General features: G+C 33.4%; 30 protein-coding genes. 12 read left to right on the top strand and 18 right to left on the bottom strand.

Going from position 1 to position 26,665, the window contains the following annotated elements:
- Nucleotides 1-59: 59 nt before the first annotated feature.
- Entirely contained in the window at nucleotides 60-380 is a 321-nt protein-coding gene (locus SJY34_RS12750) for an HU family DNA-binding protein (RefSeq protein WP_400081391.1), read from the top strand.
- A 317-nt stretch (nucleotides 381-697) separates the two neighbouring features.
- Nucleotides 698-2,242, top strand: a complete 1,545-nt coding sequence (locus SJY34_RS12755) for an Rne/Rng family ribonuclease (RefSeq protein ID WP_400076209.1) — start codon at nucleotides 698-700, stop codon at nucleotides 2,240-2,242.
- Between the two features lie 69 nt (nucleotides 2,243-2,311).
- On the opposite strand, the gene SJY34_RS12760 is transcribed toward SJY34_RS12755, so the two are convergent.
- From SJY34_RS12760 to SJY34_RS12775, 4 genes are all read right to left on the bottom strand, one after another.
- The gene (locus tag SJY34_RS12760) at nucleotides 2,312-3,001 is read right to left on the bottom strand and encodes a zinc metallopeptidase (protein WP_400076211.1); all 690 of its coding nucleotides are present in this window, start codon (nucleotides 2,999-3,001) and stop codon (nucleotides 2,312-2,314) included.
- A 119-nt stretch (nucleotides 3,002-3,120) separates the two neighbouring features.
- Nucleotides 3,121-4,221, bottom strand: coding sequence for an alanine dehydrogenase (gene ald, locus SJY34_RS12765; protein WP_400076213.1), 1,101 nt, complete (start codon nucleotides 4,219-4,221; stop codon nucleotides 3,121-3,123).
- Between the two features lie 401 nt (nucleotides 4,222-4,622).
- Nucleotides 4,623-7,685 (bottom strand): leucine--tRNA ligase, encoded by a 3,063-nt coding sequence (locus SJY34_RS12770; RefSeq protein ID WP_400076215.1) that lies wholly within the window; start codon nucleotides 7,683-7,685, stop codon nucleotides 4,623-4,625.
- Nucleotides 7,686-7,813: 128 nt separating this feature from the next.
- On the bottom strand, nucleotides 7,814-8,368 hold the full coding sequence (locus SJY34_RS12775; RefSeq protein ID WP_400076217.1) for a porin family protein: 555 nt from the start codon (nucleotides 8,366-8,368) through the stop codon (nucleotides 7,814-7,816).
- Nucleotides 8,369-8,539: 171 nt separating this feature from the next.
- Between SJY34_RS12775 and SJY34_RS12780 the strand changes: the two genes are divergently transcribed.
- The 6 genes from SJY34_RS12780 (at nucleotide 8,540) to SJY34_RS12805 (ending at nucleotide 12,475) form a co-directional block, all read left to right on the top strand.
- Nucleotides 8,540-9,418: a cell division protein FtsX gene (locus SJY34_RS12780; protein WP_400076219.1), complete on the top strand. Its 879-nt coding sequence runs from the start codon at nucleotides 8,540-8,542 to the stop codon at nucleotides 9,416-9,418.
- 75 nt (nucleotides 9,419-9,493) lie between these two features.
- The gene (locus tag SJY34_RS12785; protein WP_400076221.1) at nucleotides 9,494-9,856 is read left to right on the top strand and encodes a hypothetical protein; all 363 of its coding nucleotides are present in this window, start codon (nucleotides 9,494-9,496) and stop codon (nucleotides 9,854-9,856) included.
- Nucleotides 9,856-10,119 (top strand): DUF3098 domain-containing protein, encoded by a 264-nt coding sequence (locus SJY34_RS12790; RefSeq protein ID WP_400076223.1) that lies wholly within the window; start codon nucleotides 9,856-9,858, stop codon nucleotides 10,117-10,119. The genes SJY34_RS12785 and SJY34_RS12790 overlap by 1 nt, the downstream gene beginning before the upstream one ends.
- A 51-nt stretch (nucleotides 10,120-10,170) precedes the next feature.
- The gene (locus tag SJY34_RS12795; RefSeq protein WP_400076225.1) at nucleotides 10,171-10,965 is read left to right on the top strand and encodes an undecaprenyl-diphosphate phosphatase; all 795 of its coding nucleotides are present in this window, start codon (nucleotides 10,171-10,173) and stop codon (nucleotides 10,963-10,965) included.
- Entirely contained in the window at nucleotides 10,965-11,657 is a 693-nt protein-coding gene (gene truB, locus SJY34_RS12800) for a tRNA pseudouridine(55) synthase TruB (protein WP_400076227.1), read from the top strand. The genes SJY34_RS12795 and truB overlap by 1 nt, the downstream gene beginning before the upstream one ends.
- 86 nt (nucleotides 11,658-11,743) lie before the next feature.
- On the top strand, nucleotides 11,744-12,475 hold the full coding sequence (locus tag SJY34_RS12805; protein WP_400076229.1) for a hypothetical protein: 732 nt from the start codon (nucleotides 11,744-11,746) through the stop codon (nucleotides 12,473-12,475).
- 26 nt (nucleotides 12,476-12,501) lie between these two features.
- On the opposite strand, the gene SJY34_RS12810 is transcribed toward SJY34_RS12805, so the two are convergent.
- Nucleotides 12,502-13,119, bottom strand: coding sequence for a thioredoxin family protein (locus tag SJY34_RS12810; RefSeq protein WP_400076231.1), 618 nt, complete (start codon nucleotides 13,117-13,119; stop codon nucleotides 12,502-12,504).
- A gap of 80 nt (nucleotides 13,120-13,199) precedes the next feature.
- Between SJY34_RS12810 and SJY34_RS12815 the strand changes: the two genes are divergently transcribed.
- Nucleotides 13,200-13,763, top strand: coding sequence for a DNA-3-methyladenine glycosylase I (locus tag SJY34_RS12815; protein ID WP_400076233.1), 564 nt, complete (start codon nucleotides 13,200-13,202; stop codon nucleotides 13,761-13,763).
- Nucleotides 13,764-13,766: 3 nt separating this feature from the next.
- Here the strand turns inward: SJY34_RS12815 and aat are convergent, their stop codons facing one another.
- The 3 genes from aat to SJY34_RS12830 form a co-directional block, all read right to left on the bottom strand.
- Nucleotides 13,767-14,390 (bottom strand): leucyl/phenylalanyl-tRNA--protein transferase, encoded by a 624-nt coding sequence (gene aat, locus SJY34_RS12820; protein WP_400076235.1) that lies wholly within the window; start codon nucleotides 14,388-14,390, stop codon nucleotides 13,767-13,769.
- Between the two features lie 272 nt (nucleotides 14,391-14,662).
- Nucleotides 14,663-15,040: a DUF3127 domain-containing protein gene (locus tag SJY34_RS12825; RefSeq protein ID WP_400076237.1), complete on the bottom strand. Its 378-nt coding sequence runs from the start codon at nucleotides 15,038-15,040 to the stop codon at nucleotides 14,663-14,665.
- Between the two features lie 45 nt (nucleotides 15,041-15,085).
- Nucleotides 15,086-15,955, bottom strand: a complete 870-nt coding sequence (locus tag SJY34_RS12830) for a flavin reductase family protein (RefSeq protein ID WP_400076239.1) — start codon at nucleotides 15,953-15,955, stop codon at nucleotides 15,086-15,088.
- A 124-nt stretch (nucleotides 15,956-16,079) separates the two neighbouring features.
- On the opposite strand from SJY34_RS12830, the gene SJY34_RS12835 reads away from it, so the two are divergent.
- Both SJY34_RS12835 and SJY34_RS12840 read left to right on the top strand, forming a co-directional pair.
- Complete coding sequence (locus SJY34_RS12835) at nucleotides 16,080-17,270, top strand: sensor histidine kinase (protein ID WP_400076241.1); 1,191 nt, start codon at nucleotides 16,080-16,082, stop codon at nucleotides 17,268-17,270.
- A gap of 35 nt (nucleotides 17,271-17,305) precedes the next feature.
- Nucleotides 17,306-17,662: a hypothetical protein gene (locus tag SJY34_RS12840; protein ID WP_400076243.1), complete on the top strand. Its 357-nt coding sequence runs from the start codon at nucleotides 17,306-17,308 to the stop codon at nucleotides 17,660-17,662.
- Here SJY34_RS12840 and SJY34_RS12845 read toward each other — a convergent pair.
- Both SJY34_RS12845 and greA read right to left on the bottom strand, forming a co-directional pair.
- Nucleotides 17,659-18,051, bottom strand: a complete 393-nt coding sequence (locus SJY34_RS12845; RefSeq protein ID WP_400076245.1) for an HIT family protein — start codon at nucleotides 18,049-18,051, stop codon at nucleotides 17,659-17,661. The two genes, SJY34_RS12840 and SJY34_RS12845, sit on opposite strands and share 4 nt — an antisense overlap.
- A 175-nt stretch (nucleotides 18,052-18,226) precedes the next feature.
- Nucleotides 18,227-18,700 carry a transcription elongation factor GreA gene (gene greA, locus SJY34_RS12850; RefSeq protein ID WP_400076247.1) on the bottom strand — a complete coding sequence of 158 codons (474 nt, stop codon included), beginning with the start codon at nucleotides 18,698-18,700 and terminating at the stop codon, nucleotides 18,227-18,229.
- A gap of 165 nt (nucleotides 18,701-18,865) precedes the next feature.
- On the opposite strand from greA, the gene SJY34_RS12855 reads away from it, so the two are divergent.
- On the top strand, nucleotides 18,866-19,303 hold the full coding sequence (locus SJY34_RS12855; protein WP_400076249.1) for a hypothetical protein: 438 nt from the start codon (nucleotides 18,866-18,868) through the stop codon (nucleotides 19,301-19,303).
- Here SJY34_RS12855 and SJY34_RS12860 read toward each other — a convergent pair.
- The 8 genes from SJY34_RS12860 to SJY34_RS12895 form a co-directional block, all read right to left on the bottom strand.
- Nucleotides 19,300-21,528 (bottom strand): TonB-dependent receptor, encoded by a 2,229-nt coding sequence (locus SJY34_RS12860; RefSeq protein WP_400076251.1) that lies wholly within the window; start codon nucleotides 21,526-21,528, stop codon nucleotides 19,300-19,302. The genes SJY34_RS12855 and SJY34_RS12860 overlap by 4 nt on opposite strands.
- A 244-nt stretch (nucleotides 21,529-21,772) precedes the next feature.
- Complete coding sequence (gene arfB / locus SJY34_RS12865) at nucleotides 21,773-22,177, bottom strand: alternative ribosome rescue aminoacyl-tRNA hydrolase ArfB (protein ID WP_400076253.1); 405 nt, start codon at nucleotides 22,175-22,177, stop codon at nucleotides 21,773-21,775.
- Nucleotides 22,177-23,736 (bottom strand): DUF4301 family protein, encoded by a 1,560-nt coding sequence (locus tag SJY34_RS12870; RefSeq protein ID WP_400076255.1) that lies wholly within the window; start codon nucleotides 23,734-23,736, stop codon nucleotides 22,177-22,179. The genes arfB and SJY34_RS12870 overlap by 1 nt, the downstream gene beginning before the upstream one ends.
- Nucleotides 23,733-24,302, bottom strand: coding sequence for an AAA family ATPase (locus tag SJY34_RS12875; RefSeq protein WP_400076257.1), 570 nt, complete (start codon nucleotides 24,300-24,302; stop codon nucleotides 23,733-23,735). Before SJY34_RS12875 ends, SJY34_RS12870 begins: the two co-directional genes overlap by 4 nt.
- Nucleotides 24,263-24,895, bottom strand: a complete 633-nt coding sequence (gene pnuC / locus SJY34_RS12880; RefSeq protein ID WP_400076259.1) for a nicotinamide riboside transporter PnuC — start codon at nucleotides 24,893-24,895, stop codon at nucleotides 24,263-24,265. The genes SJY34_RS12875 and pnuC overlap by 40 nt, the downstream gene beginning before the upstream one ends.
- Nucleotides 24,879-25,139, bottom strand: a complete 261-nt coding sequence (locus SJY34_RS12885; RefSeq protein WP_400076261.1) for a hypothetical protein — start codon at nucleotides 25,137-25,139, stop codon at nucleotides 24,879-24,881. Before SJY34_RS12885 ends, pnuC begins: the two co-directional genes overlap by 17 nt.
- An 80-nt stretch (nucleotides 25,140-25,219) precedes the next feature.
- Nucleotides 25,220-25,945: a geranylgeranylglyceryl/heptaprenylglyceryl phosphate synthase gene (locus tag SJY34_RS12890; protein WP_400076263.1), complete on the bottom strand. Its 726-nt coding sequence runs from the start codon at nucleotides 25,943-25,945 to the stop codon at nucleotides 25,220-25,222.
- Nucleotides 25,945-26,571, bottom strand: coding sequence for a 4'-phosphopantetheinyl transferase family protein (locus SJY34_RS12895; RefSeq protein ID WP_400076265.1), 627 nt, complete (start codon nucleotides 26,569-26,571; stop codon nucleotides 25,945-25,947). The genes SJY34_RS12890 and SJY34_RS12895 overlap by 1 nt, the downstream gene beginning before the upstream one ends.
- Nucleotides 26,572-26,665: the final 94 nt, after the last annotated feature.

Here is a 26,665-nt window from a genome sequence, read left to right on the forward strand (position 1 = left end):
TTTTAATTAATTACGCTTGAAATATTGAAATTAAATTACATATATTTGCATCCCTTAGAATTTATAATAACCCTAAAACTAATAACAAAATGACAAAAGCTGATTTAGTAGCTAAAATATCTGACAAGCTAGGTATTGAGAAAGGAGACGTACAAGCTACAGTAGAAACCTTCATGGAAGAAGTAAAAACATCATTGGAGAGTGGAGATAATGTATATTTAAGAGGTTTCGGAAGTTTTATTATTAAAACAAGAGCAGAAAAAACTGGTCGTAATATTTCAAAGAATACTACAATAAAAATACCTGCTCACAACATACCTGCTTTTAAACCTGCTAAAGTATTTTTAGAGGGCGTAAAATCTAATGTTGAAGTAAACTAAAGCATTAAAAACAAAATATTAATTAAAAAGCATTATTTATTATGCCAAGTGGTAAAAAAAGAAAAAGACACAAGGTAGCGACGCATAAGCGTAAAAAACGTAGACGCGCTAATCGTCACAAAAAGAAATAAATTGTTAAAAGTAGTTTTTCGACTACTTTTTTCAGTTTTAGAAAAAACGTTCTTTGATATAGAATCTGGTGTATTTAATAGAGTTCACCAAGATTTGCTGGATTCCCGATAATATATCGGGACCTGTGTCAAATAATTTAGTAAAATCCATCTATCTCAATGAAGAGCTAGATATAAATTAACATTATGAACAAGGAATTAATCGTAAGATCGAGTTCAGATATTGTTGATTTTGCCTTATTAAAAGATGGAAAACTTATTGAATTACATAAAGATGAAGAGGATAATAACTTTGCAGTAGGTGATATTTTTATTGCCAAAATCCGTAAGGTTATGCCAGGTCTAAACGCTGCGTTTGTTAACGTAGGGTACGAGAAAGATGGTTTTTTACACTATCATGATCTAGGACCGCAATTGCCTTCATTAATGAAATTCATTAAACGTGTAAGCACAGGAAAATTAAGAGACTATACGCTCAAAGACTTTCCAATGGAAAAGGATTTAGACAAGCATGGCAAAATTGCAAATGCCATTAAGTCTAATCAGTCCATTTTAGTACAAGTAGTAAAAGAGCCAATTTCTACAAAAGGACCACGCATTAGTTCAGAATTGTCTATTGCTGGTAGATACATTGTCTTGGTACCTTTTTCTAATCGTATTTCGATTTCACAAAAAATTGAATCTCAAGAAGAAAAAGACCGTTTAAAGAGACTTGTTAAAAGTATCACACCTAAAGGATTTGGAGTTATTATTCGTACCGTAGCAGAAGGCAAAAAGGTTGCCGAGCTAGATAATGATTTACAAAATTTGCTGAACCGATGGACAGCAATGTGTAAAAAATTGTACAAAGCACATCACCCAACAAAGGTATTAGGAGAAATGAACAAAGCATCCTCAATTTTGAGAGATATTTTTAACGATTCATTTTCTAATATTACTGTAGATGATGAAGAATTGTACATACAAGTAAAAGATTATGTGCAACAAATTGCACCAAAAAAAGAGTCTATTGTAAAGCACTACAAAAATGGTGTTCCTATTTTCGAAAAATTTGGTATAGAACGCCAAATTAAAACATCATTTGGTCGTACAGTATCTATGGCAAGAGGAGCTTATTTGGTTATAGAACATACCGAAGCGCTTCATGTTGTAGATGTAAACAGTGGTAATCGCTCTAACAAAGAGAAGAGCCAAGAAGATACGGCTTTAGAAGTTAATATGATCTCAGCCCAAGAAATTGCACGCCAATTACGTTTACGTGATATGGGCGGAATTATCGTTATCGATTTTATCGATATGGGACGTGCAGAGAACAGAAAGAAACTTTACAATTATCTCAGAGATGAGATGAAAGACGATAAAGCAAAGCACAAAATATTGCCGCCGAGTAAGTTTGGTTTAGTGCAAATTACCAGACAACGCGTTAGGCCAGAACGCAATATTAAAACAAAAGAAGAAAACCCTAATGTTGTAGGAGGAGCAGAAATCGAAGCGCCAATTAAAGTGGTAGAACGAATTAATCAAGACCTCCAAAGGATTTTCAAAAAAGACTATAAAAAGATAACACTTAATGCACATCCTTTTATAGCGGCCTTTTTAACCAAAGGGTTTCCATCACCACGTTCAAAATGGTTTTTTGAACACAAAAAATGGGTAAAAGTTTTACCTAGAGATGCTTACACTTATCTTGAATACCATTTCTTTGACAAGGATGGTAACAAAATCAAATAATATCTATTAGAAAAGCCCAATTGAGAAATCAATTGGGCTTTTTGTTTTTTATAAAAATTTTAAATCCGCTTATCTTCGGTTTAAAAATATACTAATAAAATAAAGTAATGTTGCTAAAGACCCTAATGCTGCAACTAAATAAGTTCTCGCAGCCCATTTTAAAGCGTCTTTGGCACCAGCTTGTTCTTCTTGTGTGACCATATTTTTATTCTCTAACCAGGCTAGAGCTCTATTACTTGCATCATATTCTACAGGTAATGTAATAAACGTAAATGCAGTAGTCATAGCAAAAAGTGCTATACCTACTAAGAATATATTTGATCCAAAAGCAGAACCTCCAACAGATAAGGCTAAGCCAGCCATAATTACAATATTGGAAAGCTTACTGCTTATACCAACAGCAGGTACAATCGCAGATCGCATTTTTAACCAACTATAAGCTTTAGCATGTTGCACTGCATGACCAACTTCGTGAGCGGCAACAGCAGCTGCGGCAGCATTGCGCTCGTTGTAAACAACTTCACTAAGGTTTACAGTTTTATTTGCAGGATTATAATGATCTGTTAATTGACCAGGTGTAGAAATGACTTCAACATCAGTTATGCCATTATCTGCTAACATTTTTTCAGCGATTTCTCGCCCACTCATTCCATTTCTAAGACTTAGCCCAGAATAATGCTTGAATTTACTTTTTAATTTATTACTTACAAAAGAGCTCACTAAGAAGATAGCTCCTGCAATAATATAGTATCCCATCATAACAATAAAAATTTAATATTTACTACTATAAAGATAGCAAATAACAAGCCAAATTAAAGTGAGGTGCTAAAATTTGGCTTTTGTCAGATTTAATATGTCAGATATGCAGTTCTTTTTGATTACATAGCATCAACAGACCAATTAAAGGCTTCTGCGATTTCTTCATAGACGATTTTACCTTTAACTATGTTTAGGCCTTTAGCTAACATGTTATCTTTTTTACATGCTTCTTCCCAACCCTGATTTGCTAGTCTTAGAACATAAGGTAAAGTTACATTGGTTAAGGCTAGAGTAGAAGTATAAGGTACAGCTCCAGGCATATTAGCAACACAGTAATGTACAACATCATCTATAATAAATGTTGGATCTTCGTGTGTGGTCGCTTTTGTCGTTTCTATACAACCACCTTGATCTACTGCGACATCAACTAAAACTGTTCCTGGTCGCATGTCTTTAAGCATATCTTTAGTGATTAATTTTGGAGCTTTTGCACCTTTAACAAGGACACCACCAATAATTAAATCGTGGTCTTTAATACGCTTTCTAATATTATATTCGCTTGAAAACTCGGTTACTACATGACTTGGCATTACATCGTTGACATAACGCAATTGCTTCATGTTTATATCCATAATTGTCACATGTGCACCTAAACCAGCAGCCATTTTTGCAGCTTGAATTCCAACAACACCAGCACCAAGTACTAAAACTTTACCAGGAGGCACACCAGGAACTCCGCCTAATAATACTCCACGACCTTTAATAGGCTTTTCTAAATATTTTGCACCTTGCTGAATGGCCATACGACCAGCAACTTCAGACATTGGTGTTAATAATGGAAGTGAACCATCTTTATCTTCAACCGTTTCGTAAGCAATACAAACAGCTTCGCTTTCTAACATAACTTTAGTTAAAGGTTCGCTAGAAGCAAAGTGAAAATAAGTAAATACGACATGATGCGATTTAATTAAAGGATATTCTTCTGCAATAGGTTCTTTTACCTTTACAATCATATCAGCTGCTGCATAGACCTCTTCAATAGTGTCTAAAACTGTCGCTCCGACGTCTTTGTAGTCTTGATCGAAAAAGCCACTGCCAAAACCAGCGTCTTTTTGTACAAATACAGTGTGATTGTTTTTTGTTAATTCGAAAACTCCTGCTGGTGTCATACCAACTCTGCTTTCGTTGTTCTTGATTTCTTTTGGGACTCCAATTTTCATTTTTGTAGATTTTGAGATTAATAGCGTTTGGAAAATACTATGAAAAAAGGTGACTTTCCAAATTTGACTAATAATTTAAAATGATTTTTACGGAATTATTAATTTGAAGCTTATTTTTTGAAAACTATTGAATTTAGTCCTGATTTTAAGTGCAATACGTTATTAGACCAACGTGCGCTAGTTTCGATAAAGTGATTTTGTAACTTTCTGTTAAACTAATTTAGTCTAACAATTCAATGGTATTTATCTTAAAACCATTATTGTCAATTTCACTCGAACGGACGAATATATAAGTAGCCGTCATTGCGAATCACACTTTTTAGTGTGATGTGGCAATCTCATAAATTATAAAAAGAAATTCAATTTAAAAGATTGCTGCGTCCTTCGTCCTCGCAATGACGTTAACCAACAATATTCACAATCTTACCAGGAACCACAATCACTTTTTTAGGTGTTCTGCCATCTAATTGCGCTATGGTTTTTTCGTGAGCCATTACTGCAGCTTCAATATCATCTTTGGATAAGTCTAAAGATAATTCCATAGTAAATCGCATTTTGCCATTAAATGAAATCGGATATTCCTTACTACTCTCTACCAAATGACTTTCATCAAATACTGGGAAAGGTGCAGTAGAAATTGATTCATTATTTCCTAGTTGCGACCACAATTCTTCTGCAATATGTGGTGCGTAAGGTGAAATTAAAACTAATAAAGGTTCTAAAATATCTTTACTTGTACACTTTTGAGCCGTTAACTCGTTTACCGCAATCATAAAGGTAGAAACAGAAGTATTAAAAGAGAAATTCTCAATATCTTCTTGGACCTTCTTTATGGTTTTATGTAAGGTCTTAAAAGCCCCATCCGACTTCCCCAGAGGGGAAGAGTCTACGTAGAACGTACCATTCTCTCCTTGGTGGAATAATTTCCATAATTTTTTAAGAAAACTGTGTACACCTGTAATACCAGCAGTATTCCATGGTTTGTATTGTTCTAATGGCCCTAGGAACATTTCGTAGAGTCTTAGGCTATCTGCTCCGTAATCTGCAACAATGTTATCTGGATTAACAACATTGTACTTTGATTTTGACATTTTTTCGACATCTCTGGAAGTCTTATAATTGCCATTAGTCTTAAACAAATCACTTGTATATAATTCATCTCTGTACCAATCCATAAATCCAGTATCAATTATAATATTATCACTTGAATCAATATATTCTACTGGAACATGGCGCTTAGTTAGCGTAGTTGTAATTTTATTGAAATCATAGATAGAACCGTTAAACATTTCCTGCAAAGTTTCTTCATCAATAATATCTTTTAATCTATAGGATTCACCTCCAATAGCATTATACCTCTTATGTCCTTCCAGTTTATCCCAAGATATAATCCTTCCTGTAAAATATTCATCAAAAACATTTTCAAAATCAGTTATAAGTTCATTCAATTCATCTTCGTCAATTCCATCTTCGAATTCATAATAGCCTTCGTTAATCTTGTACATAAAAGCACTCGTCCCAAGTATCATCCCTTGGTTAATTAGCTTTTTAAAAGGTTCTTCAACATCAACAAAACCTCTGTCTTTCAGTAGTTTTACCCAAAAACGAGAGTAGAGTAGGTGACCAGTAGCATGCTCGCTTCCACCAATGTATAAATCTACATTCTCCCAATACTTCAATGCATCTTCACTTGCAAAAACACCATCTCTATTTGCAGCATCTTCCATATAACGGAAGAAGTACCAAGAACTACCTGCCCAACCTGGCATGGTGTTGAGTTCTAAAGGAAAAACAGTTTTATGATCTATCAACTGATTACTGACAACTGAACACTGTTTTGTATCCCAAGCCCAAACATCTGCACGTCCTAAAGGCGGTTCACCTTCTTCGGTTGGCAGATATTTTTCTACTTCTGGTAATACAATTGGTAAATGTGCTTTGTCAATCATTTGTGGCATTCCGTTGACATAATATACTGGAAACGGCTCTCCCCAATACCGTTGTCTTGAGAACACAGCATCGCGTAATCTATAATTGGTTTTGCCTTTACCTTGCCCTAATTGCTCAAGTTCGTAAATGGCGCGTTTGGTTGCTTTTTTATAGTTCATGCCATTAAGGAAATCACTGTTTGCAATTTTCACATTGTCTTTAGAACCATACGCTTCTTCAGAAATATTAACACCTTCAAAAATATTAGGAATATCAATATTAAAATGCTTCGCAAAATCATAATCACGTTGATCACCACATGGTACAGACATTACTGCTCCTGTTCCGTAGCTCGCTAAAACGTAATCACCAATCCAAATGGGAATTGGTTCTTTAGTAAATGGATGTTCTGCATAAGCTCCTGTAAAAGCACCAGAAATGGTTTTTACATCTGCCATACGATCGCGTTCGCTTCGCTTTGCTGTTTTTTCTATATAAGCTTCAACGTCTGCTTTTTGTGCTTCAGTTGTGATTTGTGATACTAACTCGTGTTCCGGAGCTAGTGTCATAAAAGAGACTCCGAAGATGGTGTCAGGTCTTGTGGTGAAGACGTCGATTTTATGGGACGTCTCGACTGCGCTCGACGAGACAGAAGGAATGACATTAAAAGTTACTGAAGCACCAACAGATTTTCCAATCCAGTTTTTTTGGATATCTTTTAAAGCATCTGTCCAATCTATAGTATCTAGTCCTTGCAGTAAACGCTCTGCATAAGCTGAAATTCGCATACTCCATTGGGTCATTTTTTTGCGAACTACAGGATGTCCTCCACGCTCAGAAACTCCATTAACGATTTCGTCATTAGCTAAAACAGTTCCTAGTGCAGGACACCAGTTGACTTCGGTTTCGGCTAAATAGGTTAGTCTGTATTTTAATAGGATTTCTTGTTGTTGTTCAGAAGAATAAGAATTCCAATCTTCAGCAGTAAATATTTCTATATCATCATCACAAGCTGCATTAATATTGGCATTTCCTTCAGATTTAAAAAGGTCTATTAAAGTGTCAATATGTTCCGCTTTATTAGAAGCGTTATTATACCAAGATTCAAATAATTGAATAAAAATCCACTGTGTCCATTTATAATAATTAGGGTCAGAAGTTCTTACTTCACGACTCCAATCGAAAGAAAAACCGATTTGATCTAATTGTCTTCTGTAAGTCTTAATATTAGCTTCAGTGGTTACTGCAGGATGCTGACCAGTTTGTATGGCATACTGTTCCGCAGGCAATCCAAAACTATCATAACCTTGAGGATGTAGCACATTAAAGCCTTTATGACGCTTATAACGTGCATAGATATCACTGGCAATATAGCCTAATGGATGCCCAACATGTAAACCTGCTCCAGAAGGATAAGGGAACATATCCAAAACATAATATTTTGGTTTGTCACTTGTATTAGAGGCTTTAAACGTTTCGTTTTTTGCCCAGTAGTCTTGCCACTTTTTTTCGATTTGGTTGAAATCGTATCTCATAGTATGCTTTCCTTGTAATAAAGGCACAAATTTAAACTTTACTAGCCAAATAGCCTATAGAAGTTATTAAAATAGAAAAGGCATCTTAAAATTTAAGATGCCTTTTCTATTTTAATTTTTTATGTTGCTTAGAACTTGTATCCTAGAGAAATTTGAAATACACTAGTTTTAAAATCTGGGCTTTCGACAACTGTTGTAATACCATAGCTGTACCTTAATTGGGTAAATAAATTAGAAGTAACATCCAAACCTACACCAATATTGAGACCTAAATCAAAGCTAGCTCCATCTGTTTCTACATCTGGCGCGTCACTATCATCAAAAACAATCTTATCATTGATTAAAAACCCCATTTGTGGTCCAAACTCTAGACTAAATTTTTCGGCTACATAATATTTTGCCATAATTGGAATTGAAAGATAATCTAACTTAATTTTCACATCATCTTCTTGCTCCTTAGCACCTTGCCTAGAATACAATAATTCTGGTTGTAATGAGAATTTTTCACTTAACTCTATTTCCGCAAATCCTCCAACATGGAAGCTGGTTAAATTGCTAGCATCATCGGCACCATTTAAGTTTGCAAGATTTAGTCCTGCTTTTAATCCATAATCAATACTCTGAGCACTGACTGAATTTGATAATCCAAATGTAACGATAGCTACTAGTAATAATTTTTTCATTTTTTTCATTTTTGTGTTCGTTTATATACAATAGAACAATCTAGAGTTTATATATCCTGTAATAATTTCGATTTATTTTTACTTCAGGAAATTTTCAATAGTTTTCTCAATAAATTATAAGGTAGAACATATTAACTTTTATATTTTTACGTTACCAATTAATATCAATTCATGGCATCATCCTTTGACAAATACCAAAAGCGTAAACTAATATCTTCATACGTATCTGTTGTGATAAGTATTGCATTGGTTTTATTTCTTTTAGGCTGTTTAGGACTTTTAGTAATTAACTCTAAAAAGGTGGCAGACCATTTTAAAGAGCAAGTGGTTATGACCATTTATTTGAATGATACTGCAAAAGAGGTCGAAGTCAATCAGCTAAAAAAGAGCTTAGCTATGGCAGAATATACCAAAGAAGCACTTTATGTCTCTAAAGAAGAAGCTGCAGATTTAATGAAAGCCGAAACAGGTGAGGATTTCATGGATTTTGTGGGTTATAATCCGTTGAAAAACTCAATAGATGTGCATCTAAAAGCTGATTTTGTAACAACGGAAAACTTAACTGAAATCACTGAAAGTCTTTCTAATAAGGCGTTTATCGAGGAAATAAGATACGATAATGACCTAGTGGAATTGATGAATGATAACGTTAAAAAGATTACGTTTTGGGTATTACTCATTAGTGGCTTATTTACGCTGATTGCCGTATTATTGATTAACAGTTCTATACGTTTAGCGGTTTATTCTAAGCGTTTTATTATAAAAACAATGCAAATGGTCGGTGCAACTAAAACGTTTATCCGAAGACCTTTTGTTTGGAAAAGTGTACAATTAGGAATTATTGGTGCATTAGTAGCATTGGCTGGTATGGCTATAGTGTTATATTATTTAGATATTACCTTCCCTGAATTAGAATTACTGAGAAACACCGTTTTAATTATAGTTTTATTCGTTGGTATTTTCCTCTTAGGAATCCTCATTACCTGGATTAGTACATTCATTGCTACGCAACGTTTCCTTAATTTGAAGACGGATCAGTTGTATTACTAAACTTAAGCTTTTTGCTTTTAGTTACGGGTTAAAATATATTTTATTGATTTGCGTTATAAACGAAATCGCTTTACAATGAATAAACCTATAAGAAACGCTATCATCATTGTTACGTTCTTGGTTTTTATACCATTACTTTTATTCAAATCTTGCATTATTCAAAATACAAAGCCAGAGGATTGTGAAATTGTAACCTCTAAAATCATTGAATTGCGAGAAGGTCCTTCTTTCGATATTGGGTTTACAGGAGATAAAGGCGAAACCTTTTATATTAATAGAGGAATAGAAGCTGGGTTAAATTTAGATTCTCTTAACGCAAAAGTTTTAAATAAAACCGTTACTTTGCATCTAGCTAAAATAATGGGAGGAGTTACTTCTAGGCATATTGCGCAATTAGCGCTTAACGACGAAGTCATTTACTCAGAATTTGAAAACTAATGGGAGAACAAAAAAGAAAAGAAGAATCAAAGTCCGAATTTATTTTCGGGAAGAAAAATTATAAATTCTTATTTATAGGTTTAGCATTCATTGCTATTGGTTTTATTCTTATGGCTGGTGGAGGCAGCGATGATCCTAATGTTTTTGATCCTTCAATTTTTAGTTGGAGACGTATTCGGTTAGCACCAACCTTAGTGCTAATTGGTTTTGGTATTCAAGTTTATGCGATACTTCTAAATCCGAATAAAGACTCAAAGAATTAAAATTCTTAGACAATCTCATTTATAAATTCTCAATTTTGATACATTTGTCCTATGGAAATTATTGATTCAATAATACTGGGCATTATACAAGGACTTACAGAGTTCTTACCTGTATCATCGAGTGGTCACCTAGAACTTGGTAAAGCGATACTCGGAGATGATTCAGTACCCAAAGAAAGTTTACTCTTTACGGTTGTCTTACATTTCGCAACTGCTCTAAGTACTATTGTTATTTTTAGAAAAGATATTCTTTTAATTATCAAAGGAATTTTGAAATTTGAATGGAATGAAGATCTTCAATTTGTATCTAAAATAGCAGTGTCAATGCTTCCTGCAGTTATTGTAGGTGTATTTTTTGAAGAACAGCTCGAACAACTTTTTGGTGGTGACATTATGCTAGTAGGTTGTATGCTTATAGTAACTGCTATACTTTTATTTTTAGCCGACAGAGCCAAAGACACTCAAAAGAAAGTATCCTTTTCTAATGCATTTATTATCGGTATTTCGCAAGCTATTGCCATGCTTCCTGGTATTTCGAGGTCAGGTGCTACAATTTCGACTTCGGTATTATTGGGTAATGATAAAACCAAAGCAGCGCGTTTTTCGTTTTTAATGGTGGTGCCTTTAATTTTTGGTAAAATAGCCAAAGACCTTTTAGGAGGCGAATTAACTTATGATGCTAACAACTTCGCGTCATTAAGCATCGGTTTTGTCGCTGCGTTTGTGGCTGGTTTATTTGCTTGTACATGGATGATTAGCTTGGTTAAAAAGAGTAAGCTATCCTATTTTGCTATCTATTGCATTATTGTTGGTATTGCAGCTATAACATGGTCTTTTCTAAAATAATGATAGGCGATGATTATCAAAGCGGACAGGTTTTACTTATAGATAAACCTTTACAGTGGACATCCTTTCAAGCTGTAAATAAATTACGCTGGGCTATTAGACAGGCCTTTTCTATTAGGAAAATCAAAGTTGGTCATGCTGGTACTTTAGATCCTCTAGCTACAGGGTTGTTAGTGATTTGCACAGGTAAAATGACCAAGCAAATCAGTACATTTCAAGGGCAAGAAAAAGAATATACAGGCACGTTTACTTTAGGTAGTACAACACCTTCGTTTGATTTAGAAACTGAAATCAATCAAACCTTTCCAACTGAACACATATCAGAAGACTTAATTCATAAAACTACGACACAATTTATTGGAAAAATTGAACAATTTCCTCCTGTATTTTCTGCCATTAAGAAAGACGGAAAACGTTTATATGAATTTGCTCGAGCAGGTGAGGAAGTTGAAATAAAATCGAGGCAAGTAGAAATTTCTGAGTTTGAAATTACTCAAATCAGCAATTTAGAATTAAACTTTAGTGTTGTTTGCAGTAAGGGAACTTACATACGTTCTTTAGCTAACGACTTCGGAAAAGCACTAAATTCTGGTGCCCATCTATCTAAATTACGAAGAACGCGAATCGGAGATTTTAGAGTTGAAGACGCCTTAACTCCTGAGGCTTTTATTGAAAATCTTCCTACTAAATAATGATTTAACAAGGGTTTAAGGTTGGCTTTTAAACTATTTCGTTGTTATATTCGTATATCCTTAGCAAACTAAAACGTACATTCTATTTGGAATTAGTTGATAAATATAAAGCTGAAATAATTACTTTTCTCATAGCAGGAATCGTAGTACTTGGTCTGTTTAGTGCTCAACTAAAGCTAAAAGGAAAATTAATTACCGAAAGTTACTACCTTCTAGAACCAGAACCTGAATTAACCGAAGAAGAGCTTCAAAAATTTGAAGATCTAACAGGACCTTCTACCAACAAAGCGTTTAATGAAGACCAAGAGTACAAAGATATGATGCGTAACTTTAAAACCATCAGTAGTAATGATTTTGAACGTACGACTAAAGCCTTGGAAGAATCTAAAGCTAATGAAGTACAGGAAGAAACCAGTATTGATAAATCTTACGAAACCAGCAGTGCTTATGCTTTAAATTCTAAAGAAACAGAATCCTATAAAAAACTTCAAGAGGAATTAAATAAACGATTAGAAAATAAGAAAATAGCTGATGAGCATGCTAAAGCCAAGAGTACGTTGACCTATTCTTTAAAAGGAAGAACGCTATCCTATTACAAAACACCACGCTATTTATGCGAATTTGGTGGCAAAATTGTAGTTACTATTAAGGTGAATGGTTCTGGTAACGTTTACGATGCTTATATTAATGGTTCATCAAACTCTAGCAACCAGTGTTTGATAGATCACGCTATTGAATATGCAAAATCCGTTCAATTTGATAGTTCTGACCGATCGGATCAGTTAGGCACAATTACCTTCTTATTTAAAGGAAAGTAGTGTCTTAGATTTAAACGAGTAACTAGTTAAGACAATAAGTTCACCAAATCTTCAATTGCAGATTGGCCTTTATCTTTATTATACCAGCGTTGTAAATCTTCTTTAAACTCAGGTGTTAACGCACCGTGTTTTTCTTTATAGTCATTTACCATATTAGTAGCAACGGTTGGTCTTGGCCCAAAAGTATCAACGACACCATTAGTGTTATTATCTATCATTATTAATTTTGGGATAGCCTTTCCTCCATTAGTTAAAAATTGATTCATAAGAGCATCATTCTCATCTCTTAGTACAACTTTAAAATCAATATTTTCATTGAGTTCAGCAACTTTATTTATTACAGGCATAATGTGTGCTGCATCACCACACCAGCTTTCAGTAATGACCAACCACGTTATTTTTCTATTGAAATTTTCAATTTTCTCTCTCATTTCTTCCGAAACTTTTACAGTTTTATCCCAACGTTTCATACGTCTATCGTTTAGCATCGTATAGTTTGCTAAATCTTCTGTTTTATTGTTTCCTGTAGTTGAATTTTCTTCTACCAGTTGAGAGACTAAATCTCGATAATCAGCATAAGAAATACTATGCTTTAAACTGTTTGAAATTATATCGTTAATCATAAGTGTATTTAAAACTTTCATACTACAAATTTAAGGTTCTATTGCTATTTTTTATGCAACAGTTGTTACATTAGTAGTACTAAATTAAAATCCTTACAGTTATGGAAAAACACAGATGTGGATGGTGCGTTGGAGATTCTTTATATGAAGCTTATCATGATGAAGAATGGGGGGTTCCGGTATATGATGATGATATTTTATTCGAATTTTTAATTTTGGAAACATTTCAAGCGGGTTTAAGTTGGATTACCGTTTTAAAAAAGCGCGAAAACTTTAGAAAAGCTTTCGATAATTTTAATTTTAAGAAAATAGCTAAGTATCAACAGTCTAAAATTGATGACTTATTGCAAGATGCTGGCATAATTAGAAACAAACTGAAGGTTAAAGCTACGGTCACTAATGCCCAAGCCTTTATAAAAATTCAAGAAGAATTTGGGTCTTTCTCAAAATATATATGGGATTTTGTTGATGGAAAACCCATAAAAAATAGTTTTGAAAACTACAAAGATGCTCCTGCTAATACTGTCATTAGTGATGCCATTAGTAAAGATTTAAAGAAACGTGGTTTTAAATTTGTGGGTTCAACAGTAATATATGCACATATGCAAGCTACTGGTATGGTCAATGACCATGAAGTAAACTGTTTTAGATATAATGAGGTTTAGAAGTTAGAGGTAATTTAAGAAATCTAATCTCGAAATATGCTTAGCTCCTAAACTTTCGAGATGATTGGTGTGCAATTGACAGTCTATTACCTTATAGTTAGAATTCTGAACAAACGTTATAAAACCTACTTTACTGGCATTACTAGCTTTAGCGAACATACTTTCTCCACAAAAAACGGAGTTTTTCATATCAATTCCATAAAGTCCTCCAACCAGTTTATCATTCTGCCAAATCTCAACAGATTTAGCATAACCTAGTTTATGTAGTCTTATATAAGCTTCTATCATTTCATCAGTAATCCAAGTGCCTTGCTGACCTTTGCGCTTTGCTTCAGAACAATTCTCAATTACATGTCTAAAGGCTTTGTTTTCTGTGACTTTGAATAGGTTCTTTTTAATGACTTGTTTCATGCTTTTAGACACCTTTAAATCATCAGGAAATAATACAAAACGCGGGTCTGGTGACCACCAAAGGATAGGTTCTGTACTATCGAACCATGGAAATATACCTTTTGAATAGGCATAGATTAAACGTTCAGTAGATAAGTCTCCGCCAACAGCTAAAAGTCCATCAATAGAGGCTTCTGAGACATCTGGAAATTCTATTTTCTGAGTTAAAAAGTGCATAAATTAGTGCTGTGATAACATTTTTTTAACATTTTTCCTGTTAAATACTGGTTTCTGTTTTGAAAGTATAATAATTTTATTGATATTTGACTCGACCTTTATGAAATAAATTTTTGTTCATCATTGCTTTTTTTTAAGTTTGTTAGTAGAGGTCAAACCTAAAACCACAATATTAAGTCCTGATTAACCATCAGGACTTTTTTTATTTTAAAGCATAAAAAAAGACCTGCTTTAGTTAAAACAAGTCTTTAATAATCGTTTAAAATTTATCCTTAAAACGGTAAATCGTCGCTATCACCTTCGTTTAAATCACTAACAGGTTCAAAAGCTTCTGTTGGTGGTACAGGTGGCATATCTCCACTTGCAGCTTCCGCTTGTAATGCTTCAATTCTCCAACCTTGTATTGAGTTAAAGTATTTAGTTTCACCTTGTGGATTTACCCATTCTCTACCTCTTAGGTTAATGTTAATTTTTACTTGCTGACCAACTTGGTAGTTATTCAATAAATCGGTTTTATCTTGAACAAATTCTACCATAATATGTTGTGGATATTGCTCTTCCGTAGTTACCACTACTTCTCTTTTTCTAAATCCATTACTACCAAAGGTTTGTGTCTCACCTACCATCTTAATACGTCCTTGTACTTCCATTTTTGCTTAATCTATAATTATTAAATATTTGTATATTTTTTGAGACTACGAAAGTAATAACTTCCAAGCACTTTCTACGTCTCCATAGCTCAAATAATTTCGAGCTAATTTATGTTTTTCTCTATGCGATGCTGTTTTTATGTCGGGATAGCGCTCACTAATATCTTTAACAAACTTATTTACATCGTCGGCATTTGGCAGGGTTTCAACATTTGCTAGCATCCCAAGATTATTCCCTGTTAAAATCATGCTATTTCTTACATGCTCTGGCATATTATCTACACCAATACCCATATTTCTGAGAGGTTTTGGGATTTCAAAAAAACCTTTCTTGGCTCTACTATAATAACTGCCACCAGCTCTTGCAACTAAATCAAGTGCTTCTTGATTTATCGTATTGTCTTTAGTCATAACGTCTTCAGAAATATGAAGTTTTACGACCTCACAAATTACTAAATTTCCTGCTCCTCCTTCGTTGCCCAAATGTACTATGTCGTTGACTTTGCATTCAAATTGTACAGGTGATTCCGCAACTCTAAAAGGCTTTACAATATCGGAAGCTAGCATGGTTAATCCTGCTTTCTCAAACTCATTAACATCCTCAGGATATTCAGTACTCGTTAAAGACATTTGATGAACAATATCATAATTCACCACATTAATTACTACTTCTTTTACGGTTTCTACATTCTCCAATGTATGCTTTGTGGTATTATCTCTAACACGTCTTGCAGGTGAAAAAATTAGCACAGGAGGATTAGCGCTGAACACATTAAAAAAACTAAAAGGTGATAAGTTTGGATTGCCGTCAGCACTAATAGTACTTGCAAAAGCAATTGGTCTTGGTGCAACAGCACTTAATAAATAGCTATGTAAAACGCCTGTTGAAAGGTCTTGAGGGATAAATGAAATCATGTAGTCAACTGATTTTCAGCAAATATAATTATTATAGGTTGTCGGCGAAAGTAATTTACACCTGTATTAGTACAATATTATCAACATATTTACATTATATTTAAAATTGAAATTCTCCTGACCAATGACCTTGAGTTTAAACAGAAATGCAATCCGTTGGATTATTATCATTTCATCATTTATTATCGTTTCTCTTATTCTATGGAATACGTATACATTCTTTCAGTATTTTAAAGCTGAAGAACGTGCAAAAATGAAAAGCTGGACATTTGCCTATAATAAATTTTACCAAGGGGTTAATAAAGATAATCCAGAGTTTAATGAAGTAGCAGAATTTATTGTATTAGATACAACCATTACTACTCCAATGTTATTAGTCGACGCTAAAAATAACGATATTAAGAGTCACAGAAATATTACTCCTCTTAAGGCAGAAAATGATTCTTTACAGAAAATATTAGATTCCTCTTTTGTTCATCAAAATCGTTTAAAATTACTATCAAAGTTTGGAAGAGAAAATGATCCTTTTGTTTTAAAAAATCAAAATGTTGTATTGTATTATGGTAACTCACCGTTATTAAACAAGCTTAAATACTATCCCTTAGCATTATTATTAATTATTTTGCTTTTTGCTGCTGTAGTTTATTTCTTCTACCGAAGTTCTAAGAATGCAGAGCAAAACAAGCTTTGGACAGGTATGGCAAAAGAAACCGCTCACCAAATAGGAACTCCATTATCGTCTCTAGTTGGTTGGACAGAAATACTAAAGTCTGAAAAGATAAACCCAGATTACATTGTAGAAATAGAAAAAGATATTGATCGTTTACAAACCATAACAGATCGTTTTAGTAAAATAGGGTCATTACCAACTTTAAAGAAAGTTGACATTGTTGAGGTTACCAAAACGTCTTATGATTATTTAAAATCGCGATCTTCTAAACTCATTACTTTTGAAAGCACTATCCCAGAACAAGAAATACCAGTGAATCTGAATACTGAACTTTACAGTTGGACCATTGAAAATTTGGTTAAAAATGCAATTGATGCTATGAAAGGAAAGGGTAATGTAAGACTAGAATTGTCGAAGACCGAAAAGCAAGTTTTTATTAATATATCAGATACAGGAAAAGGGATTTCAAAACAACAATTCACTAAAATTTTTGAACCAGGTTTTACAACTAAAAAGCGTGGTTGGGGACTTGGATTGTCTCTTGCAAAGCGTATAGTCGAAGATTATCATAACGGAAAAATTAAAGTTCTGACATCCGAGATTGGAAAAGGAACAACAATTCAGATTGCTATGAAACAGGTTTAGTAAATGATTTTTGAAAATTTATTTTAAATTTGAATATGAGTTCGTCAAGATTTTTCACTTTAAAAGAAGCTCGATTAAGTAATAACTGTCCAGAATGTTATTCTAACGATGGTATAGAATTGACTTTTAAACAAAAATTTACTGAAAATGCATTTTATAAGGCTATTACAGCAGATGTAATTAATGAAATGCATTGTATTAATTGTGATACTCAAATTTTTCCGATTCAATGGACAGATGATATAGAAAGCGTTGTGGATTATCAAAAACGCGCTTTGCAACCTAAACCTAAGTCAGTCAAATTAAAGCCTCTTGCTTGGTTAGTAATTATTATTGATTTACTGTTGTTAATAGGTATCATATTATATTCTACAGGAGTGATATCATTCTAACTAAAATTCGAAGCAATGTTATTGGCTAAAGTTTCAAACTCTGCAGGTTCTAGTTTCTCTTTGTGTGTAAAACGAGCATTTTCCATGGTATGAAGAGGAATTAAATGCACATGTACATGTGGTACTTCTAATCCAATAACTGACATGCCAATACGCTCACAAGGCACAGACTTTTTAATTGCTATGGCTACACGCCTAGAAAATAGCATCAATGCAGTATAAGTAGCTTCATCTAAGTCGAAAATCTTATTGACTTCCTTCTTAGGAATACAAAGTGTATGTCCTTTAGAATTAGGATTAATATCTAAAAAGGCAAAAAAGTCATCTGTTTCTGCGACTTTATAGGATGGAATTTCACCAGATATTATTTTCGTGAAGAGTGTTGCCATAAGTTGAAGTGATTATGTGACCTTGAGCACTGTCGAAATGTTTATATATTTTAATAAGAAATAGGTTTCGACTGCGCTCAAAAAGACCGTATTTTATAAAGATAAAAAGATTCCTGTTTAACTGAAATCAATTCAGTATAAAACAGGAATCTTTTAAATATTGCGTTCTGAGAATTTATCTCGAAATCTCTAAAATATCAAACTTCATAGTTCCATTTGGCACTTGTATTTCTGCGGTGTCACCAACCGATTTACCAAGTAAACCTTTACCAATTGGAGAATTTACTGAGATTTTACCAGAAGCTAAATCCGCTTCACTTTCTGCTACCAAGGTGTATGTCATTTCCATTCCATTTACTTGGTTTTTTATTTTTACAATAGATAAAGCTAAAACCTTAGAGGTATCTAATTGTGATTCGTCAATAATACGAGCGCCAGACAAGGTTTCTTCCATTTTTGAAATTTTCATTTCTAGCATACCTTGCGCTTCTTTTGCAGCATCATATTCTGCATTCTCACTTAAATCACCTTTATCTCTTGCTTCTGCAATCGCTTGCGATGCTTTGGGACGTTCAACGTCTTTAAGATGATTCAGTTCTTCTCTTAACTTTTTTAAACCTTCAGCCGTGTAATAAGATACTTTACTCATAATTCATTCGTTAATAGTAGTAATCTGGTGCAGTTTTATTCAAAAGATCCCGAAACAAGTTCGGGACTAACGAAAAAATCTCGCGCTGACGAGATTACTCTGCAAATATATAAAATATTTACGGTATAGTTGAATTAATTGTAAATTGCGCTTTAAAAATTGATAATGAAAAAATTACTTTTACTACTAAGTTGTGTTGTGATTTTTGCTTGTAATAAAAATAATGATAACAACAATTGTAACTTTTTATTCAATGCAGGTGTTAACCTTACAGTAAACACAAATTTGCCTCAGTTTAATCAATTACAATTTCCTGGAAATGGAGTATATGTTTCTGGACAAGGAAATAACGGTATTTGGCTTTGGCGCTTAAATTCTGCTATACTTTATGCTTGGGATGCTGCTGATCCTAGCCATCAGCCAGCAGGTTGTTCTACATTAGAAGATACAGGTCAAGGAGACATTGTATCTTGTGGGTGTGATGATGGTAATGAGTATAGTTTGGCTACAGGTTTTGTATTTGGTGAAAATACCCAACCCTGTACGTTACAGCCATACAGGGTTGAGGATATTGGTAATAACACGTTTTTAGTAACCAACTAAAAATTTAAAGTCATACCTACCAAAAAGTTTGTTGTTGCTTGTGGATAAAACCCAGAAAAAAAGCCAGTTGTCGTTCCTGTAGGGCTTGTATTATCTTCAAAATCAAACGATCCAAAATAACCGTTAGCCACATATTTTTCGTTTAAAATATTATTGACTAAGCCAGTGAACACAATAGACTTGAATAGTTTATTAGTTTCTAAAGTGTAAGTGATATTAAAATCATTCACAAAAAAACTATCTAATTTAGAATCTGGATTTTCGGTATTGCTCATAAATTGCTCACCCACAAATTTACTCAGTAAAGACATTTGAAGACTTTTTATAGGTTGAAAAACAATGGCATTTGCTGCAACGATATTTGGCGAAAATGAAATATCTGTAGCACCAAGATTAATCAATTCTCCATTTAGAGACACCACAGTTTCTCTATTTCTATTAGCACTGACAGCCATATTTGGCTGTAAGGTGAGTTGAGGTGTTACAGAAATTACAGCTTCTAGTTCTATACCAGCGCGGTAACTTTCACCACTATTGGTTCTAATAGGATTTCCAACTCCATCAATAGCACCAGTTAAGACTAATTGCTCATTATAAAGCATTAAATAACCATTGGCATTAAAGCTAAAGTTACCTTTTTTGTGTCTCCAGCCTAATTCAAAATCGTTAAGCTGTTCTGGTTTTACAGTTTCATTGTTTTCAAAATCGTCTCGAGTCGGTTCTCTATTAGCTCTGGCATAAGAAAAGTACAAATCATTTTGCTGATCGAGTTCATAGGTAATTCCTGCTTTTGGATTAAAAAACACAAAGTTTTCATCTACTGTAAAAGTGGCTAAATTTGAAGCAATACCAGATGTTTCATAATTGACATTTCTCACTTGTAAATCTCCATACAATTGAATTTTGTCGTTAAGTTTAAAGTTTGCTTTTGAAAACATTGAGAAATCATTTTTCTTTCCATTACCTTCATAATAACGACCTCTAATATCGCTTTGGCTGGCAAATTCTGCCCAGATGACCTCGCCAAAATGGTCACCGTCGTAATGACTAAATGACCCTCCAAAAACCATATCTAGACTATTGGTTTTATAGTTAGCGTTTGCATTAAACACATAAAAATCATTGTCTAACCAACGACGGCGTACCAAATCTGTGGTATTTATAGTTTCTCCATTTACAGTTAATTCATTAAATCCATAGGTGGCAAAACTATCATCTTCTCTAAATTGTTCGAAAAAGCCACGACCATAGGTATAGTTTAGACCAATATTGGTAGACCAATTGTTATTGTATCGCTGATTCCAGTGCAGTTGGTAATGGTCCTGTTTGTAATCATCGACTTCTCTATCGTAGAATTGTGTATTACCATCATCGTCTGTATATATTCCTGATGGATTAAACGTTCTATTGTCCCGTAAAGTTTCAGCATCTATTCCATTCCAAGCTTGGTAAGTGACCTCGCTTCCTCCAAAAGTAATAGCTTTTATTAAAGTATTATCATCTATATAAGACCCTTGTAAAAAATATGATTTTAAATCTGTCGAAGCACGATCAATATAGCCATCTGAAGAAATATTGGATAAACGTCCTGCAATTTCAAAATGATCATTCATCAGTCCTGTGCTAAATTTTACAGTATGTTTTCTAGTATTAAAGCTTCCGAAGGAATTAGAGATTTCGCCAGAAGATTCTTTAGATACCGCATCTGTTAATACATTGATACTTGCACCAAAAGCACCTGAGCCATTCGTTGAGGTACCAACACCACGTTGTAGTTGTAAACTTTCTACTGAAGATGCGAAATCTCCTAAATTTACCCAAAACGTTCCTAAGGATTCAGCATCATTATACGGAATTCCATTAATGGTCACATTTGTAGATTGTCCACTGACTCCACGAATTCTAATACCAGTATAACCAACGCCTGCACCTGCATCTGAGGTCGTAACAACGGATGGTAAAAAATTAAGTAACATAGGGATATCCTGCCCCAAATTACGTTTAGCAATTTCCTTTTTAGTAACGTTAGAATGTGTAATTGGCGATTTTGCATCCACACGGACAGCTTTTACTAGAACTTCATCTAGCTTTTCAACTTTTGTTGAATCTTGCTTTTTTTCCTGTCCATAGATTGAACAAAAGTTCATAAAAAACAATAAAATAAAAAAGTGAAATGTAGGTTCCTGCCTTCGCAGGAATGACAAATAATTGAATAAGTTTTTCATTACGACTATAATTTATAATCGAATAAAAAGAGGTCATTATTCTTGGTTAATAATTAAATATTACCGAAAGATTGCCACGACGTAAAACATCTCACAATGACGATAACATTCTTGGTTCCTAAACAGCATTACCTGTTCTAGGTTCAATGGGTATGATCTCAGCCACTTATTGGCACCCCTTTTTTGAGAACGCTGCAAAGATAGTAACTAATGATTATTGACAAATAATTATTGATTATTTATTTTAGTCAACATTAGGTTTTTTACGACTAGCTTTTTTTTCTGAAGTTTTTCGTTTATTGGCTAATCGTTTTCTCTTTACAGCTTTAGGAATCTTTGTTTTAATACGCTCTTTTTCTTCTTTTAAGCCTTCCTCAATTAATTCTAAAAAACGCTGAGTTACTATAGCTTTATTTCTAAACTGGCTTCTGCTTTCATCGCATGCTAATATTAATACGCCTTCTTTATTTAATCGATTTGTAAAAAAATCAGAAAGCTTTTGCTTTTCGTCTTCATTAAAGACTTGAGAATCTTTGATGTTGAAATACAGTTCTGCTTTTGAAGATACTTTGTTGACGTGTTGTCCACCACTACCTGAGCTTCGGACGTATTTATAAGATAATTCAGATTTAAGTAAATCAGTGTCCACTATTCTTTAATTTGATGTGGTGCTTTGAGTAAGTCATTAACCGTCTTTACCGGATTAAATGTAATAATTGGTACTTCAACAAAAATAGTATTCCAATGTGCCATACTACCATTCCAAAGTCCAGGTAGTTCTAGCGCTTTTAAATCTTTACCCATTTGAGTTTTTGAACTAATAAAAGCGGCATTATGATCTACATAGTTTTCTAAATCAAATTTTTCACCTTTATAATTTTTAACACCACAAACTAAATCTACGGGGTTAAAATGTGTGGCATTTTCTAAAATTGCTTTTTGTTTATTGTCTTTTAAATTAATTTGTGCAGACTCTACTATTTGAAGTGATTGGTCAGAGTATTGGTCTTTTACCCAAAAAGGGCCTCCACCAGGTTCACCTTCATTTTTCACCATTCCGCAAATACGGATAGGTCGATTTAGTTTTTCTTGTAAATATTCTAATTTATATCTGTTTGAATATTTTTTGTATTCAGGTGATATTTTTACACATAATTCTTGAGTTAAAAAATCCTCAATAGTTTTTAGCGATGCGTCTGAGATATTATTTTTATCTAATAGTTTCAAAAACTCAAAAGTCTTGTTTTGTAGTTTTAATAGAATTCCGGCTAAAACAATTTTGTACTTAGCAACTTCACCTTTGTACTTCTTTACAACGACGTTATCTATGTTTTTGATAAAGATAATATCAGTATCTAAAGCATTTAAGTTCTTTAATAGAGCGCCATGACCAGATGGTCTAAACAAAATGGAACCATCTGCTTTTCTAAACGGATTATTATTTAGTGTTACAGCAATGGTATCTGTGGATTGCTGTTGGTAAGAAAATGAGATATCGAATTTTACACCTGTATTTTCTTCTACATGATCTTGAATACGCTTAAATTCCTCGGAAAACTTGTCTTCGTAAACTTGCGAAATTGTAAAATGAAGCTTTGCCAATCCATCGCTAGACGCATATAATGCTGCCTCATACAAATGTTCTTCAAAAGCTGTAGAGATATGGTTGTTCTTATATTCATGAAATGGCAATAATCCTTTCGGTTGATTACCGAAATTCAATTGATTTTGATCTAACATTGCTTTGGCAAATTGCCAAACTTTTTCTTGTGTTGGTAAAGATTCAAAAGAAATGCCTTTAGTTTTAAGTAATTCAATAATCTGTTTATAAAATGGGAATTTCTCTAAACCCACCATGAATAAGGACAAATCCTTCAAGCCTTTTTTATTAATGTAAGAGTTGAGAGATTGATCCTTAGGATTATATTCATTAATAAATTGAAATAAAAATTTAAACATTCTGGTTGCAGCACCTGATGCAGGGACAAATTTCAATAAAGATTTGCTATTTTTTTCAGCCTCAAATAAGGAAATATAGATATTTATAGTCTCATCATTTAATTCTATGATTCCACTATTTAATGTTGCTGCATTGGCAATGTTGGTAAATGGAATTCCAGTTTCAAAAACGCCGATTTGCTTTTTAACGGCATCTTGAGTTAATCCTTTAGACTCTATTTGCTTTATATCTTTTTCTGTAAAACTCATAACTTCTTTTTTAGGAGCTTATCAATATGCTGAACAGCAATTTTAAGACGCTCGGTTTTACTTCCTTTTAATAAAACGTAAGGTTTATTGTAGGTTTTTAGAGCAGTTTCAAATGCGTTGAACATACGTTCTCTTTCATTGGGTTTATCCCTTAGGTCGTCAGCTTCCCAAGGCGTGTCAATATATGTTAAAAAGTAAAGATCATAAGAATTTTTTAGAGCATATGTCTCTAAAATCGGGTCACATGTACCTGAGTAATATGCTTCGCTATAAACTTTAGTTTCTAATAAATCTGTATCGCAAATTAAAACTGAGTCTGTTTTTTGAGCCAATTTATTTTCAAGTTTCATTTGCCCTATTGCAATAGGTAATAAATCTTTTGGCTCGCAGGTTTTACGTTCATTATTCCATTTGTCCTGTAAATATTCTCGAGCATATTCACGCACCCAAACAGAATTGTAATGTCTGGCCAGTTGGCGAGATAGTGTTGTTTTACCAGTAGATTCAGGTCCGAACAAAACTACTTTTATGCAGTTGCTAGGTTGTTGTTTAAGTGCTTCTTCCATGCTAAATAACCAAAAATGGCAATAATTGTAAATCCAAAATACTGAAAACTTGTAAAGGTAAATCCTTTATACATATACAAAGGTACAGATATGATATCACCTATAATCCAGAATATCCAGTTTTCAATTTTCCGTCGAGCCATTAGCCACATTCCTACAAAAAAGATGGCTGTTGTAAGTGTGTCTGCATAGGCAACCCAACTCGTCCATTTATCAAACGTTTTATAGACTATAAACACAAAAATAAGTGTAGCCATAAAGATGAGAATACTTATTTTTTTTTCTTTGAGTGTCGTTCTCGAAATAGGAGTAACATGAGTATCATCAACTTTCCGCGTCCAAATAAACCAACCATAAACGCTCATTGCAAAGTAATAAGCGTTAATCATCATATCACCTAATAACTCCCATTTTAATAATAGGTAAACGAAGATCATGGTACTTATCATACCTGTTGGGAACACCCAAATTTTGTTTTGCTTAGAAAACCAAACAGACAAAAAGCCAAAAATTACAGCTACAATTTCTAAAACGATATCTGCAGTCTCATATTCTGAATACTGAGCAAAAAGAAAATCAAAAATGTGGTTCATAATCGCTTCGATCTGTTTTTACAATTTTCATTTGTAATACTGCTATATCCAATTCTGAGAATGAACGCTTTATTTCTTGAGTTAAAAACGGCATTAACCTATCAATGTCTCCATAAATTTGTGTGCTTAAGGGGTTCTCTAGAACCGTGAATTCTGAAGCTCTTAAATTTCTTATAAAGTCAATAATATGAGATTCATAATTGTCTTGTAATGGCGTTAGTGTTAAATCTATTGATATTTTCATAAATGTGAGATTATTGAAAATAGATAAAAGAATATAGACGTCTTAATTACCTTCTGGTTTCTCTTTTCTTTTTCCTTTTTCTATTTTTTTAATTCATCAAAGAATGTTTCATCTTGTTCAAAAGCGGTTCCAATAACTACTAAATCAGCACCAGCTTTATAAGCGGATTCTAATTCTATCTTAGACCTAATTCCTCCACCAACAATCAATGGTATATTTAGTTCTTGCATTACTTTTGAAATAATGTTTGTTTCAATAGCGTGAGTTGCTCCACTTCCTGCTTCAAGATAAATGAGTTTCATACCTAAAAGTTCTCCAGCTTTTGCTGTATTTTTTATGGTTTTAACATCATCTCTTTTTAAAGGTTTTGTCTGACTTACACGTTCCACAGAAGTTTGTTTTCCGTTTTTAATGAGTATATAACCTGTTGGTATAACCTCTAAAGTTGTATCTCTTAATTTTGAAACTGCTTCGACATGCTTCCCAATCAAATAGTCTGGATTTCTTCCCGAAATTAAAGACAAAAACAAAATACCATCTGCTTTGTCTGTAATTTGAATAACATCACCAGGAAATAATATTATTGGTAAATCTGTATGTTTTTTTATTTCTTCAACCAAAATTTCAGTTGTTCCCTCGCCAACTTCACTTCCTCCTACAAAAATATGTGTTGCCACAGATTGATTGACTTTAGAAATAAAGTTTGAAACCGTTTCAAGTTTCATTTTATCAGGATCGATTAAAACAGCTAAAAGTTTTTCGCCTTTTGCTTTTGCAGCAATCATATGTTCATAGAGGCCACTCATTATGGTACAACGTAAGCACAGGTAAAACCTTCAAATTCTAAAAATGCAGTATTGTACCTATATTTTTTACCTTCATAATCTATCCAAGCAACAGTTTTACCATCTTCAATCATAAACGGAATAGCTAAAAAATGTTCTCTAAATAGCATACCTGGCGTGGCAAATAATTTGTATAACGATTCTTTAATACCCCAAATTATAGTGAGTTTTCTTATGTAATCTTCAGCTTCTTTGTTTAAATAATTAAACTCATAGTCCACAAACTTGTGCGCTATAATTCCAATTTTATCACGCTGTTTTTCTATATCTATCCCGACTTCGTCATCACTAACAATAACACCAGAAAATATAAAGGAATGTGTTATAGAAATGTGTTTGCCGTCTTTTAAGTGTGGTTTTCCGTAGTTATCGTAATATAAATCTTGATCTGTATAACCGAACTCGCGCAACAAATGTCTTACACTTAAAAATCCACGTTGATGTAGCTCACTTTTCATGCCTAAAACACGTTCTAAGCTATTAGGTTTTAAATTTAAAGGTTGTATTAAATCGTCATAAGACTCTTCAATCTTCCAGATTTTAACAGTAGTTTGTGAGTTTACGCTAAGGGATTTATAGAGTGGCATTTAATATTCTGAATCCTATTGATTATCTTTGCATCGCCTTAGGCGAATTTGGCATTTTTTGATGAGCGAATTTAACTATTTTAAGTGCTAATCC

This window comes from Winogradskyella sp. R77965 (assembly GCF_044594915.1).
In the GTDB taxonomy this organism is placed as follows: domain Bacteria; phylum Bacteroidota; class Bacteroidia; order Flavobacteriales; family Flavobacteriaceae; genus Winogradskyella.

Excerpts from the sequence above, each read along its gene's own strand:
- SJY34_RS12810 (WP_400076231.1), bottom strand. The coding sequence starts at position 13,119 with ATGAAAGTTTTAAATACACTTATGATTAACGATATAATTTCAAACAGT.
- SJY34_RS12780 (WP_400076219.1), top strand. The coding sequence starts at position 8,540 with ATGGCATCATCCTTTGACAAATACCAAAAGCGTAAACTAATATCTTCA.
- SJY34_RS12790 (WP_400076223.1), top strand. The coding sequence starts at position 9,856 with ATGGGAGAACAAAAAAGAAAAGAAGAATCAAAGTCCGAATTTATTTTC.
- SJY34_RS12895 (WP_400076265.1), bottom strand. The coding sequence starts at position 26,571 with ATGCCACTCTATAAATCCCTTAGCGTAAACTCACAAACTACTGTTAAA.
- SJY34_RS12770 (WP_400076215.1), bottom strand. The coding sequence starts at position 7,685 with ATGAGATACGATTTCAACCAAATCGAAAAAAAGTGGCAAGACTACTGG.
- SJY34_RS12875 (WP_400076257.1), bottom strand. The coding sequence starts at position 24,302 with ATGGAAGAAGCACTTAAACAACAACCTAGCAACTGCATAAAAGTAGTT.
- SJY34_RS12815 (WP_400076233.1), top strand. The coding sequence starts at position 13,200 with ATGGAAAAACACAGATGTGGATGGTGCGTTGGAGATTCTTTATATGAA.
- truB (WP_400076227.1), top strand. The coding sequence starts at position 10,965 with ATGATAGGCGATGATTATCAAAGCGGACAGGTTTTACTTATAGATAAA.
- SJY34_RS12830 (WP_400076239.1), bottom strand. The coding sequence starts at position 15,955 with ATGATTTCATTTATCCCTCAAGACCTTTCAACAGGCGTTTTACATAGC.
- SJY34_RS12785 (WP_400076221.1), top strand. The coding sequence starts at position 9,494 with ATGAATAAACCTATAAGAAACGCTATCATCATTGTTACGTTCTTGGTT.
- SJY34_RS12845 (WP_400076245.1), bottom strand. The coding sequence starts at position 18,051 with ATGGCAACACTCTTCACGAAAATAATATCTGGTGAAATTCCATCCTAT.
- greA (WP_400076247.1), bottom strand. The coding sequence starts at position 18,700 with ATGAGTAAAGTATCTTATTACACGGCTGAAGGTTTAAAAAAGTTAAGA.
- SJY34_RS12860 (WP_400076251.1), bottom strand. The coding sequence starts at position 21,528 with ATGAAAAACTTATTCAATTATTTGTCATTCCTGCGAAGGCAGGAACCT.
- ald (WP_400076213.1), bottom strand. The coding sequence starts at position 4,221 with ATGAAAATTGGAGTCCCAAAAGAAATCAAGAACAACGAAAGCAGAGTT.
- SJY34_RS12870 (WP_400076255.1), bottom strand. The coding sequence starts at position 23,736 with ATGAGTTTTACAGAAAAAGATATAAAGCAAATAGAGTCTAAAGGATTA.
- SJY34_RS12840 (WP_400076243.1), top strand. The coding sequence starts at position 17,306 with ATGAGTTCGTCAAGATTTTTCACTTTAAAAGAAGCTCGATTAAGTAAT.
- SJY34_RS12885 (WP_400076261.1), bottom strand. The coding sequence starts at position 25,139 with ATGAAAATATCAATAGATTTAACACTAACGCCATTACAAGACAATTAT.
- SJY34_RS12755 (WP_400076209.1), top strand. The coding sequence starts at position 698 with ATGAACAAGGAATTAATCGTAAGATCGAGTTCAGATATTGTTGATTTT.
- SJY34_RS12795 (WP_400076225.1), top strand. The coding sequence starts at position 10,171 with ATGGAAATTATTGATTCAATAATACTGGGCATTATACAAGGACTTACA.
- SJY34_RS12825 (WP_400076237.1), bottom strand. The coding sequence starts at position 15,040 with ATGGAAGTACAAGGACGTATTAAGATGGTAGGTGAGACACAAACCTTT.
- SJY34_RS12835 (WP_400076241.1), top strand. The coding sequence starts at position 16,080 with ATGACCTTGAGTTTAAACAGAAATGCAATCCGTTGGATTATTATCATT.
- SJY34_RS12890 (WP_400076263.1), bottom strand. The coding sequence starts at position 25,945 with ATGAGTGGCCTCTATGAACATATGATTGCTGCAAAAGCAAAAGGCGAA.
- aat (WP_400076235.1), bottom strand. The coding sequence starts at position 14,390 with ATGCACTTTTTAACTCAGAAAATAGAATTTCCAGATGTCTCAGAAGCC.
- SJY34_RS12775 (WP_400076217.1), bottom strand. The coding sequence starts at position 8,368 with ATGAAAAAATTATTACTAGTAGCTATCGTTACATTTGGATTATCAAAT.
- SJY34_RS12760 (WP_400076211.1), bottom strand. The coding sequence starts at position 3,001 with ATGATGGGATACTATATTATTGCAGGAGCTATCTTCTTAGTGAGCTCT.
- SJY34_RS12855 (WP_400076249.1), top strand. The coding sequence starts at position 18,866 with ATGAAAAAATTACTTTTACTACTAAGTTGTGTTGTGATTTTTGCTTGT.
- pnuC (WP_400076259.1), bottom strand. The coding sequence starts at position 24,895 with ATGAACCACATTTTTGATTTTCTTTTTGCTCAGTATTCAGAATATGAG.